Source organism: Sphingobacterium sp. UBA7253, from assembly GCF_002472745.1.
Classification (GTDB): Bacteria; Bacteroidota; Bacteroidia; order Sphingobacteriales; family Sphingobacteriaceae; genus Sphingobacterium; species Sphingobacterium siyangense.
In genome coordinates this window covers 372-12,485 of record NZ_DKSP01000077.1, presented here as the reverse complement: position 1 = coordinate 12,485, position 12,114 = coordinate 372, and the positions used below count along the sequence as shown (strand labels likewise).

Sequence of the window (12,114 nt, the reverse complement as noted above, 5' to 3'; positions counted from 1 at the left end):
TCGTTTGTTCATTCCTTATTCCTGCTGATTTACCAATCCTCGAACGATAACTTAACTAAATATAATAAAACAAAACATGACCACTAATCCTAACGTTGGTAAAACAGCTTTCCGCCCTATGGCCATCTGCTGTGGTTTATTTTTTATCCTCGGTTTTATTACCTGGGCAAACGGAACCTTAATTCCATTCTTAAAAATTGCTTGTAACCTCGAAACAGATTTGCAAGCTTTCTTCGTAACCTTTGCTTCCTATATTGCTTATTTTTTCCTAGCACTTCCAAGCTCAGTCATCATTAAAAAAATTGGTTTCCAAAATGGTTTAGTTGTCAGTCTTATTATATTAGGTTTAGGATCTTTGATCTTTATTCCTGCGGCAGATAATAGAAGCTACGGCCTATTTTTAACAGGAATTTTCATCCAAGGTTCAGGAATGGCATTATTACAAACAGCCGTTAACCCTTACTTAAGTATTATTGGTCCCATTGATAGCGCTGCACAACGTATTTCAATAGCTGGATTTTTCAATAAATCGGCTGGTATCATTGTACCTATCCTTTTCGGAACACTCTTTTTAAAAGATGCTCAAAAGGTAACAGCAAAATTGGAAGCAACAACGGATCTTGTCCAAAAGAATGCGATCTTAGATGATCTTCTTCAACGCGTACATACTCCATACATCTCGCTAGCAATTATATTCGTTGCCTTCGCAATATTCTTAAAGTTCACACACCTGCCTGAGGTCGATGTGGATGCAGAAGAAGAAACCAGCGCAGAAAGCGGAACTGTGGCAGCAAAGAAAACATCGATATTTCAATATCCACATTTGTTCTTGGGAGCTTTGGCAATCTTCTTCTGTGTGGCCGTCGAAGTTATGGCGGGAGATATCATTGGCGTCTATGCACGCGAACTGAAAGTTGATCCTTTCTTTACAACCTATGCAACAGCATTTACACTCGCTTGTATGTTGATCGGTTATATTATTGGTATTATTTCTATTCCAAGATTTGTATCACAACAAATGGCCTTACGCATTTGCACAATCATTGGCATCACATTCACCATTATTTCTGTTTTTACGACTGGTACAACTTCATTTATATTCGTTGCCTTGTTAGGAATCGCTAACTCCCTCATGTGGCCAGCGATCTTCCCGCTAGGAATTAAAGGCCTCGGAAAGTTCACGAAAACAGGGTCAGCCATCATGATTATGGGTATTGCAGGTGGTGCTATATGGCCTTTGATCTACGGATTGTTAAAAGATCATTTACATATTGATTTTCAACATGCATTCCTATATGCAATGATTCCGGGCTATCTATACATTATGTTTTTCTCTATAGTAGGCCATAAAGTTGGCAAAACGAATTAATGTAAATCCATCTTATATTTTAGGAAAAAAGGGCATCTAAAAAATAGATGCCCTTTTTTCTTAAAATTCTTCCTATTTTTAGGAGATAGATGCTGTAAGAGCCATTAAATATTACAGCCATGCTATAATCAGATTTTCTGTTTTTCAACAGGAGAAATAGAAGTTATGATCAAATGCATATCAAGAGCATATTGAACCACAGGATTAAGCATACAACAAACAAACAATGATACAGATGAAAAAGAATCTTTTTGCAATTGCCATTGCCGCAACAATGATGTTTACGGTCAACGAATCTTTTGCTCAGCTAAAGCTACCTGCAGCAAGTAGCTCACAGACAGTTACACAAGGTTTAGGTATTGAAAACGTAACCCTTAATTACAGCAGACCTAGCGTGAACGGTCGTAAGATTTTTGGTGATCTTGTTCCTTACAACGAAGTATGGCGCACAGGTGCAAATACAAATACCACATTAACTTTTGAAGGGGATGTTGAGCTGAATGGACACAAGCTTTCCGCCGGAACCTATGCTCTTTTCACAATCCCCAACAAATCGGAATGGACGATCATCATCAGTAAAAACACAAAACAATGGGGCGCCTATACCTATAAACAAAGTGAAGATGCTTTGCGCTTCAATGTGAAACCTCATACGCTAGCAAATCCAGTAGAAACTTTCAGCATTTCTTTCGACAATGTTACGCCTACAGGTGCTGTATTGAGTTTGGCTTGGGAAAAAACGTCAGTAAAGGTTGATCTCAAAGTCAATCAACAGGCTAAAATATTAGCTTCCATCGACGAAGCTATGAAGGGCGAGAAAAAACCTTATTTTGCCGCAGCCCAATATTACTTCAGTAATAACTTAGATCTAAATAAAGCGCTAAACTGGTATGACGAAGCCGCCAAAGCTCAACCTAAAGCTGCCCACGTCCTTTATTGGAAAGCAAAAGCTCAATTAAAAGCTGGAGATAAAAAAGGTGCAATAGAAACTGCAACGAAAGGTCTTGAAGTTGCCACAGCAGATAAAAATAGTGAATACATCAAATTGAACACACAAGTTATCAACGCTGCAAAGAAATAGGTATTTATAGCTAAAAAATGCCCCCAGAAAGTATCTCACTTTTTGGGGGCATTGCATTTAAAGCCTTTTTTATAAATCGGCTTTTAGTTTTATAGCTCGTCTTTTAGCAATTGCTCAAGTTCTTCTGGTGAAACGTTCATATTGACATTTCCGTCTTTCGCAAAAGAGATCTCACCGGTCTCTTCAGAGACAATAACAGCAATCGCATCCGAGATTTCCGTCACCCCAATAGCAGCGCGATGGCGTAGTCCGAATTGCAGCGGCAAATCCTCACTATCCGACAATGGTAGCACACAAGATGCTGTCATAATCTTAAAATCAACAATAACGACTGCTCCATCATGCAAAGGACTATTTTTATGAAAGATACTTTCAATCAGGCGCTTCGAAATATGGGCATCGATATACTCACCACTACTCTGATAATACTCCTCATCAAAATATTTTGAAAAAACCAATAAAGCACCTGTCCGTGTACGCGACATGCTTCTACAGGCTTCAATAACCGGTTTTAAGTCTTCCGTCAAATCCTTTTGTATAGCTTTCTTATTCCCGATAAATGACCAAAAAACTTTTTTCCGTTTCATGGATATGTTCTTCCCAACGTGCAGTAAGAATCGCCTGATTTCCTGTTGGAACACGACAATCAATGCGATGGACCCTACAGATATAAAACCGCCGAATATCTCGGTCAGCAAGCGCATATGCATCTGCTTAACGACTATATAAACACCATAAAACAGTGCTACACCAATCAGGATATTAACAGCAATGGTCCCTCTAATCAAACTATAGATATAGTAGATAATAATCGCTACCAATATGATATCAATAACGTCCAATAGGCGAAAGCCGCTAAACAGGCTATAGTCGATTCCATCCATATATGCAAGTTAAAAAAAAATAGATATTATTTGTATTTTTACAACATAACATACAGGAAAATGACTAGACTTTCAGTAAATATCAATAAAATCGCAACGCTCAGAAATTCCAGAGGTGGCAATAATCCTAATCTGGTATCTGCAGCATTAGCCTGTGAACGTTTTGGAGCACAGGGTATCACTGTCCACCCGAGACCTGATGAAAGACATATTCGCTATCAGGATGTCTTTGACTTAAAAGCAGCAATCCAGACCGAACTCAATATTGAAGGAAATTGCCAGGAACAGAAATTTATTGACCTTGTATTGGCCAATAAACCAGCACAAGTAACCTTAGTGCCAGATACCGAAGGACAATTGACCTCGAATCATGGCTGGGATACCATTAAGAACAAAGCCTACCTACAAGATATGTGCAAATTGTTCAAAGATGCAGGTATACGTGTTTCTATTTTTGTTGATCCGGTTGAAGAAATGGTAGAGGCTGCGGCAGAAACAGGAACAGATCGCATTGAACTTTACACAGAAGGTTTTGCCACGGAATATGGCTTTGACAAGGAACTCGCTATAAAACCGTATTTCAAAGCTGCATTAAAAGCACGTGAAGTCGGTTTAGGTCTAAATGCGGGCCATGACTTAGATCTCAACAATTTGCAATATTTCAACCAACATATCCCTGAACTCCTGGAAGTAAGTATTGGCCATGCCCTCATCTCTGATGCACTATACCTAGGATTAGAAGAAACAATCAAACGTTATCTGGCTTGTTTGAAGTAATAGCATGTTCGGCGAAGAGCGCTAACTTTATAAATGAGCTTCTTGTGATCTACCGAATTGCACAAAAATGCATAAATAGAAAAGGGCTTTCTTAAACGAAAGCCCTTTTTATTACCCTCAAAATAGCAAAACTATTGCTGAACTTGCAATTATTAATGAATTCCTTTAAAGATACGGTTCCAGCGAATTTTCGAAAGTCCTGTACCAATGTCATCCCAGCTCATCCAAGTAAATAAAGCCTTTCCGACAACATGATCTTCGGGAACAAATCCCCAGCCCCTTGAATCCAGGGAATTATGGCGATTATCACCCATCATCCAAAAGTAATCCATTTTAAACGTATAATGGTCTGCTTTCACATCATTGATATAGATCCCATCCGAACGTTTTTCTAACTTGTTATTCTCGTAAACACGGATAGCTCTTTCATAAATGGGCAGAGTCTGTGCATTTAATGCCACTGTCCATCCTTTCTTCGGGATTAAAATCGGTCCAAAATTGTCAAAATTCCATTTGTATTGTGGATCATACGGATAAGCTCCTTCTCCAACAGGATTCCTTCTGATTTCTTTGACATTCGACCAAGATTTTACAATGGCTAGTTCATCTTTTGTCATGAACAACTGATAAACGCCAGGCTGCTGATCGCCACCGACCGCTTCTATTCTCAACTCCCGTAATCTATCCATATTTAATGGGGTACCATCCGTTAATACAAGATAGTCCAATTGGCTTTCTGGAGGATCAAATCCTGGTTGATCGTTCACAAAGAGTTTAGCATCTTTCATGAAAATCTTATCGCCAGGCAATCCAACACAGCGTTTAATATAGTTCTCCCTCTTATCGATAGGTCTTGCCTGAATTGTAAACTGAGAATTGATAGTCTGCCAACCATAAACTCGAACAAGATCATAATAACTTGAATTTTGGTTTTCAAGCGCGACAGTGTCACCCGCAGGAAAATTGAAAACAACGACATCATTACGTTCAATTTTTTGAAATCCTGGCAAACGTTTATAAGGAAGCTCAATCAATTCAGAATATGCTTTTCCGCCAGTGATGGGCATCGTATGATGCGCAAAAGGAAAGGCAATCGGCGTATTAGGAACACGGGGGCCATAATTTAACTTGCTCACAAATAAGAAATCCCCGATCAACAAGGTACGCTCCATAGATCCTGTTGGAATCATATAAGCTTCAATCAGGAAGCCACGAATAAGCGATGCCGCTACGGTTGCAAATACAATGGCATCTGCCCATTCGCGTACCATCGATTTCTTGTACGGATATTTAATTTTATATTCTTTATAAGATTCGAGTGCAATTTCGGCACGCTTCTCTTCAGTCAATTCAAGACCTTCTTGGCTTGCAGCCTTTAAATTCTTAGCATATAAGCCATTCAAAAAACGTACGTTATTGTCCTTTGCCCACATTGGCAGAACAATAAAAGGTACTAAAACTGCAGCAGCATTCTCCCAAAAACGGCGTTTTCCAAAGCAATGGATAAAATCAAGGTAAAGATTATAGAAAACAAAGACATTGACAATCGGTACGAGCAATAAAACTACCCACCATGTAGGTCTTCCTGTCAATTTCGCCTGAATATACTGGCTATAAAAAGGTACGATTGCTTCCCAGCCATTTCTGCCAGCTTTAACAAACAATTGCCACAGTCCATATCCCGATATTGCTGTTAAAACCGCAAATATAATTAAGCCCATAATCTACTTATTAATACTATTTATTAAAATCAAAAATTTCAGTAACCTGATAGAAACCTTTTTTGCCATTCAACCATTCAGCAGCAACTACAGCTCCTAAGGCAAATCCATCGCGGCTATGTGCGGTATGCTTAAACTCTATTTGGTCAACCTCAGAACTATAAAGTACCGTATGTGTTCCCGGAACCTCTTCGATACGATGACTTTCAATTAAAAGCTCCTGTGGTTTTGGAATAATTTCATCCTGATCACCAATAACCGTATTCACCCAGTTGGTTTTCACATCGCTATTATCCAATATCCCCTCAGCAATCGTAATTGCTGTACCACTAGGTGCATCCAGTTTGTGAATGTGATGTATCTCCTCTACCTGGACATCATATTGTTTGTACGGCTGTAAGGCCTTCGCCAACATTCTATTGATATGGAAGAATACATTCACTCCGATGGAAAAGTTAGATCCATACAAAATGGAACCATCAGCCTCCAAACACTTCGCCTTAACTTCCTCCAGTTGATCATACCAACCGGTTGTTCCGACGACAATAGGTACACCTGCCTCAAGGCAAAGATTCATATTATCCAGTGCCGCGAAAGGTACACTAAAGTCTATTGCGACATCAGCCCCTTTGATATCATCAGCAGTCAGGTTAGGACGATTATGTTCATCGACAACTAAAAAAATTTGATGGCCTCTTTTCAGTGCGTATCTTTCGATAATCTGCCCCATTTTGCCATATCCCAAGAGAATGATGTTCATATATTTAGAAAAAAAAGTATAGTTTATTTTTAAAATTAAAAAATTCCAATGAAATACCCATGTTTAAAAACCACAAACATCAATCTGAACGAGCAGTGTATATGCAATATTCACTAAAAGACAAATTAGATAAACCCTGATCAACAATCATTTCCAATCGAAATATCCACCTTAGGAATACGGAAGTTAATTGAATTTCATGGTTAATTTAAGTCCTACAGTAGGTTTAAATGAATAAGTTCCCGACGCAAGACTCGCATCCATTAAAGTAGGTCCAATTAAGAAAGCAGTCTTTTTGGGTTTATCGTCGCCAATGCTCCAGCGATATTTAAGCATCGAGTCAATATAAGCCTCTGCGACATTCAGGCCATAAACACCTAACGTAAGTAGCACCATGAGGTCTCGATTTCGCCGCGCATTATCTTTTGCTCGGATGATAGATTGGTCTGAGATTCCGATGTAATAAGGATCAATAGGCTTACCAAGAGCTTTGTCCTGTAACACCCCCAGTAATTCCTTATAATAACGGTTATTAAAATCAAAAACAAGTACGGTTGTTATTAAGCCACCATAGATTGCAGGCACTTTTATCCACCAAACGCCACCGTTGGTATATTGTCCCCAGCCTGGAAGGACCAAAGAACGTTTCCAAGCCTGTTTATTTTTTGCTTCAATAGCCAAGCGTGTCGAATCCTTGAATACAACCTTCTCTTTCGCCTTAGCCTCCTCCTTCTCCCGTTTTTTACGTTCCTTCCGAGATTCCTTCTTTACGGTATCCTGTACCGATTTTTGCTTTATGCTATCTATTTTGACGGGTGTTATTTGTTTCTTAGGAATTGTATCCACAGTCTGTCCATGTACCACCGACAGTGCAAACACCGCAAATATCAAGCTTATTAACTTGGCCATATTACCAATCTAACAATTCAAGAATGCGACTTAAATCATCTTCCGATTCAAAAGGAATCTCAATTGCTCCTTTTCCTTTTGTACTCTTCAGATTCAATTTGACACGAGAAGAAAATTTCGAAGCCAGATCATCTTCAATCTTCTGCAATTGAAAAGACATCGGAGCTTTATCTTTCCCGGCTTTTTTCTTACCGCCTTTTTGTAACTCACGAACCAACTCCTCCGCCTTACGAACGGATAAACCTTGATCAATAATCAACTTAAAGATATAAAGCTGTTTATCAACCTCAGGAATATTAATCAAGGCACGAGCATGTCCCATGGTCAATGCTCCATCACGTATTGCCGCTTGAATGACAGGTGGGAGTTTTAATAAACGGAGATAATTTGTAACAGTAGAACGGTTTTTACTGACTCGCTCCCCCAATTCTTCCTGTTTTAGATTACATTCCTCAATCATGCGCTGAAAGCTCAAGGCTACTTCAATCGCATTTAGGTTCTCCCGCTGAATATTCTCAATCAGGGCCATTTCCAGCATCTGCTGGTCGTTGGCGGTACGGATATACGCTGGGATTTCGGTAATACCGGCCAAGCGAGAAGCGCGGAGACGTCGCTCCCCGGAGATCAACTGATAATTACCGTCCGAAATTTTACGTACGGTAATCGGCTGAATTAATCCTTGTAAAATAATTGATTCCGATAACTCCTGTAAAGCAACCGGATCAAATTCCGTACGCGGCTGAAAAGGGTTGACAGATATTTCTTCTACACGAACATGGCTGATACTGCCATTCTCTTTTGTTGTTTTTACAGCAGTTGATGTAACTAGAGGAGCCTCTTCCACTTGCTGATTACTTTTAGCAGGAACTTCTACACTATCGTTTAATAGCGCACCTAAACCTCTTCCCAGTCCTGTTTTACGCTGATGTGCTGCCATATTATGCGGTTACTGTTTTATTCATTTCATTAAGATGCCCGTTTTTCTGTAAAATCTCGCGTGCCAAATTCAAATAATTAATTGCCCCTTTGCAGGACGCATCATGCATGATAACAGAAATTCCAAAGCTTGGAGCTTCGCTCAAACGGGTATTTCGCTGAATAATCGTATCAAAAACTAAATCTGTGAAATGTGTTTTTACTTCCTCGACCACCTGATTTGACAATCTTAAACGAACATCATACATGGTCAACAAAATTCCTTCGATCTCCAAACTTGTATTTAAACGGTTTTGAACGATTTTAATTGTGTTCAACAACTTACCAAGTCCTTCTAGGGCAAAGTATTCGCACTGTACCGGAATGATGACTGAGTCTGAAGCAGATAGTGCATTGATTGTAATTAAGCCTAAGGAAGGCGAACAATCGATGATAATAAAATCATAATCCTGTTTCACCTGATCCAAGATCTTTTTCATCTTGTACTCCCTTTCGTGCATATTGATCATCTCAATTTCTGCCCCAACCAAATCAATATGAGCGGGTAAAAGATCCAAATTTGGTGTTTCTGTTGATTGAATCGCCTCACGAGGATCCAAATCATTTACCAAACATTCGTATACACTTGCGCTGATTGTACGAGGGTCAAAGCCAATCCCAGAAGTAGAGTTTGCTTGGGGATCTGCATCGACCAACAATGTTTTATATTCTAAAACCGCCAAACTAGCCGCCAAATTAATTGACGTTGTGGTTTTTCCGACCCCACCCTTTTGATTTGCGATTGCAATTACTTTTCCCATCTTGAATGAAAACCTTTCTTAATTAAAATGTCTTTTTATACTACATTTCACTTTTTTGAAGATCAATTTGCCAAATTTTTTATCCGTAATTCAAATTAACAAAACAAATTCAGCATATTTCGTACTTTTGATTGATCGAAAGCACATATCCTCAGGATGCTAAGATACAAAAAATCAAGATATGTATCCACTTTGAAACTGCGCTTTTTATAAGTATCAACAACACAATGATTTTAATAATATCCGGAACAAACCGTCCCAATAGTAAGACGTTAAAAATAGCAAAGTGCTACCAGCAATTACTTGACCGTAAGTCAATTGAAAGTGACATCTTTTCGTTGGAAGATCTACCAGCAAACATTTTAGAAACAGATCTTTATGGCAAAAGAAGTACAGCATTTGAACCTATCCAAGAAAAGATCAGTAAAGCGGATCTGTTTATTTTTATCGCACCAGAATACAACGGAAGTATACCAGGAGCGCTCAAGCTTTTTATCGATTGCTGCACTTTTCCGATCAGCTTTTATCACAAGAAAGTTGCATTGGTCGGACTATCTTCGGGACGCTATGGCAACCTCCGCGGCATCGATCATCTGACCGGCATATGCCACTACTTAAGAATGCACGTGCTTCCCCTCAAGATCTTTCTACCCAATGTTCAGAACGAACTGAATGATGAAGGGCAGTTATTCAAAGAAGATACGCTGCAATTTATCAACGAACAGATTGAGGAGATTATCCGGTTTTAATACGCTAGTTTTAGTAGCCACGATAGCGAATTCACCCTAAAACTAATCCTACTCACGAACAGTGAAACAAGGATTCTGTAGCGTGAAACAAGCATAAAAAAACAAAGGGCATCACAAAACCTGATACAAAAAAAGCCTCCGGCAAACACCGGAGGCTTTTTTAATTTCATACGCTAATCTAATTCTGAAGACAAGCCATCCGGGATCTAATAGCCGAAGATCTCTTTAAGATCCAGCTTTTTAACCTCGCCCAGTTTCGCAAGATCTTCTGGCTTAAGACTTTCTTCCTTCGCTACAATACAGTAAACGTACGGCTTTTGACTCATTTCTTTCTTGTGGAAAGTATTTAGATCGCCATAAGTTAATTTTGGCGCTTGCTCATAGACAACTTTACGAATATCAGTTGCATTTCCCAAACGTTGTGCAGCCAGATAACTACCTAAGATAGAAGCATTCAATACACGTTCACTGGCAATTGATTTTTCCAGACTTACTTTAGCAATATCCAGCCCCTTAGCACTTTCTGGCAACACATCCAGCAACTCATTCATGCCTTTAATCGCATCGTTAAATTTATCGGCCTGCGTCCCAACATAGGCTCCAACAGTATAGTGATTTTCCTTTTTATAAGGCTGTCCGTAATAAGCATAAGTTGAATAAGCCAATGCTTTTGATTCACGGATAGTCTGGAAGACAATACTTCCCATTCCGCCACCAAAGTAATTATTAAACAATGAAACAGTCGGTGTTAAGGCACTGTTGTATACTCCTGAACTTCTATACCAAAACACTTCAGCCTGCTTCATATCGAAATTAGCAAAAAGGACCTGGTTCTTGTTTGTTGGCAATTCTGCAAACACGACCGCCTTTTTCGCCTGAACATACTCTCCAGCACCTTGTTTCAAAGGTTTCGCTTTCGCTACAAATTCCGAGGCAGTTAACGGGCCAAAATAAAGCATCGTATGTTTCATATTAGCCAAATCGTGCAATGCCTTCACCAAATCCTCCGCTTTTAAAGCATCCAATTCCGCATCTGTAAACACATTATTAAACGGATTTTTAGCGCCATATTTAGCATAAGATTTTAGGCCTTCCATGATCGCGCCCTTGTTTTCTTTCGCATTTGCTCTCGCTTTTTTAAGACGGGCAATATACATTTTGAAAGCCTCCTGATCAGCAACACAATTACGCAACAAATCCTGAATCAAGTTCAATGTAGCCGTAAAGTTGGAATTCAAACCTGAAATCGACACCATGGTTTCCTCATTTCCTGCAGACACCGAAAAATCAGAAGCCAATTGATAGAAATCCTTGCTGAATTGCTCACTGGATTTGTCTTTTGTACCCAAAAACTCAAGATAGCCCGCAGCCAATGAAAGTAACTTATTGCTCCATTTTCCACCATCAAAACGATAAGACAGCGAAAACAGCTCATTATCTGAGTTCTTTACAGCAAGTACAGGTAAACCGTTCGCTGTAGCTTTCTGAATATCTTTATTATAATCGACCCATACCGGTTGGATTTTATCCTCTGGCATTGCTTCAACCCGCTTCAAGAACTCAGACTGGTCATCACGATTCACCGTTACAGGAGTAATCTCAGGTTTAACAACTTTAACAACATTATTATCAACGCCCTTACGCTTATAAACAACTACATAATTATTGTCATTCAAGTATTTGTTAGCAAAATCCACTACATCTTGCTTGGTGATTTTATTTAATTCATCCGAATAGCCCACAACAGACGCCCAATCCTGACCCGAAGTAAAGGCATCCATCAATGATTCAGCCCGGTCACCATAACTTTCATTCTGTTTGATTTCATCTTTCTTCGCGTTGTTGACAATGGCTGTAATCAAATCATCCGAGAATTCACCTTTTCTCAATTTCGCCAATTCTTGCAACAGCAGCTGTTGCACCTCTTCCAAGCTCTGTCCCTGACCAGGATTACCCTGCAACAGCAGCAAAGAGTAGTCTTTTAACACATAAGGAAAAGCACCTGCACCTAATAATTTTTGATTCTTCACCAAATCCAGATCAATCAAACCAGCAGAACCATTTGTCAAGATCTGACTCATCAGATTAAGCATACGGGCATCCTTTGTCGCAGCCCCAGGAAAACGGA

Annotated in this window: 11 protein-coding genes; 4 read left to right on the top strand and 7 right to left on the bottom strand. The window is 39.4% G+C overall.

What is annotated here, in order from left to right:
• The first annotated feature begins 76 nt into the window (after positions 1 to 76).
• The gene (gluP, locus tag B2X72_RS07565; protein WP_075994474.1) at positions 77 to 1,369 is read left to right on the top strand and encodes a glucose/galactose MFS transporter; all 1,293 of its coding nucleotides are present in this window, start codon (positions 77 to 79) and stop codon (positions 1,367 to 1,369) included.
• A gap of 235 nt (positions 1,370 to 1,604) precedes the next feature.
• Positions 1,605 to 2,450 (top strand): DUF2911 domain-containing protein, encoded by an 846-nt coding sequence (locus tag B2X72_RS07560; protein WP_088163797.1) that lies wholly within the window; start codon positions 1,605 to 1,607, stop codon positions 2,448 to 2,450.
• 89 nt (positions 2,451 to 2,539) lie between these two features.
• Here B2X72_RS07560 and cdaA read toward each other — a convergent pair whose 3' ends face one another.
• On the bottom strand, positions 2,540 to 3,334 hold the full coding sequence (gene cdaA, locus B2X72_RS07555; protein WP_046672648.1) for a diadenylate cyclase CdaA: 795 nt from the start codon (positions 3,332 to 3,334) through the stop codon (positions 2,540 to 2,542).
• Positions 3,335 to 3,394: 60 nt separating this feature from the next.
• Between cdaA and B2X72_RS07550 the strand changes: the two genes are divergently transcribed.
• A complete protein-coding gene (locus tag B2X72_RS07550) occupies positions 3,395 to 4,111 on the top strand; it encodes a pyridoxine 5'-phosphate synthase (protein ID WP_075994476.1) in 717 nt (238 codons plus the stop codon).
• 152 nt (positions 4,112 to 4,263) lie between these two features.
• Here B2X72_RS07550 and lepB read toward each other — a convergent pair whose 3' ends face one another.
• From lepB to B2X72_RS07525, 5 genes are all read right to left on the bottom strand, one after another.
• Positions 4,264 to 5,832: a signal peptidase I gene (gene lepB, locus B2X72_RS07545; protein ID WP_088163205.1), complete on the bottom strand. Its 1,569-nt coding sequence runs from the start codon at positions 5,830 to 5,832 to the stop codon at positions 4,264 to 4,266.
• A gap of 16 nt (positions 5,833 to 5,848) precedes the next feature.
• Complete coding sequence (gene dapB / locus B2X72_RS07540) at positions 5,849 to 6,592, bottom strand: 4-hydroxy-tetrahydrodipicolinate reductase (protein ID WP_075994478.1); 744 nt, start codon at positions 6,590 to 6,592, stop codon at positions 5,849 to 5,851.
• Between the two features lie 186 nt (positions 6,593 to 6,778).
• Positions 6,779 to 7,501, bottom strand: a complete 723-nt coding sequence (locus B2X72_RS07535) for a DUF5683 domain-containing protein (protein WP_088163206.1) — start codon at positions 7,499 to 7,501, stop codon at positions 6,779 to 6,781.
• Position 7,502: 1 nt separating this feature from the next.
• Positions 7,503 to 8,438, bottom strand: a complete 936-nt coding sequence (locus B2X72_RS07530; protein WP_075994480.1) for a ParB/RepB/Spo0J family partition protein — start codon at positions 8,436 to 8,438, stop codon at positions 7,503 to 7,505.
• 1 nt (position 8,439) lies between these two features.
• Positions 8,440 to 9,237, bottom strand: a complete 798-nt coding sequence (locus B2X72_RS07525) for a ParA family protein (RefSeq protein ID WP_070561294.1) — start codon at positions 9,235 to 9,237, stop codon at positions 8,440 to 8,442.
• Between the two features lie 227 nt (positions 9,238 to 9,464).
• On the opposite strand from B2X72_RS07525, the gene B2X72_RS07520 reads away from it, so the two are divergent.
• Positions 9,465 to 9,986: an NADPH-dependent FMN reductase gene (locus tag B2X72_RS07520; RefSeq protein WP_088163207.1), complete on the top strand. Its 522-nt coding sequence runs from the start codon at positions 9,465 to 9,467 to the stop codon at positions 9,984 to 9,986.
• Between the two features lie 206 nt (positions 9,987 to 10,192).
• Here the strand turns inward: B2X72_RS07520 and B2X72_RS07515 are convergent.
• Positions 10,193 to 12,114 (bottom strand): M16 family metallopeptidase (locus B2X72_RS07515; RefSeq protein ID WP_286848882.1); only part of this gene is annotated, 1,922 nt, incomplete at its 5' end.

Coding starts and splice junctions, on each gene's coding strand:
- B2X72_RS07535 (WP_088163206.1), bottom strand. CDS start 7,501: ATGGCCAAGTTAATAAGCTTGATATTTGCGGTGTTTGCACTGTCGGTG.
- B2X72_RS07530 (WP_075994480.1), bottom strand. CDS start 8,438: ATGGCAGCACATCAGCGTAAAACAGGACTGGGAAGAGGTTTAGGTGCG.
- B2X72_RS07560 (WP_088163797.1), top strand. CDS start 1,605: ATGAAAAAGAATCTTTTTGCAATTGCCATTGCCGCAACAATGATGTTT.
- dapB (WP_075994478.1), bottom strand. CDS start 6,592: ATGAACATCATTCTCTTGGGATATGGCAAAATGGGGCAGATTATCGAA.
- lepB (WP_088163205.1), bottom strand. CDS start 5,832: ATGGGCTTAATTATATTTGCGGTTTTAACAGCAATATCGGGATATGGA.
- B2X72_RS07550 (WP_075994476.1), top strand. CDS start 3,395: ATGACTAGACTTTCAGTAAATATCAATAAAATCGCAACGCTCAGAAAT.
- B2X72_RS07525 (WP_070561294.1), bottom strand. CDS start 9,237: ATGGGAAAAGTAATTGCAATCGCAAATCAAAAGGGTGGGGTCGGAAAA.
- gluP (WP_075994474.1), top strand. CDS start 77: ATGACCACTAATCCTAACGTTGGTAAAACAGCTTTCCGCCCTATGGCC.
- cdaA (WP_046672648.1), bottom strand. CDS start 3,334: ATGGATGGAATCGACTATAGCCTGTTTAGCGGCTTTCGCCTATTGGAC.
- B2X72_RS07520 (WP_088163207.1), top strand. CDS start 9,465: ATGATTTTAATAATATCCGGAACAAACCGTCCCAATAGTAAGACGTTA.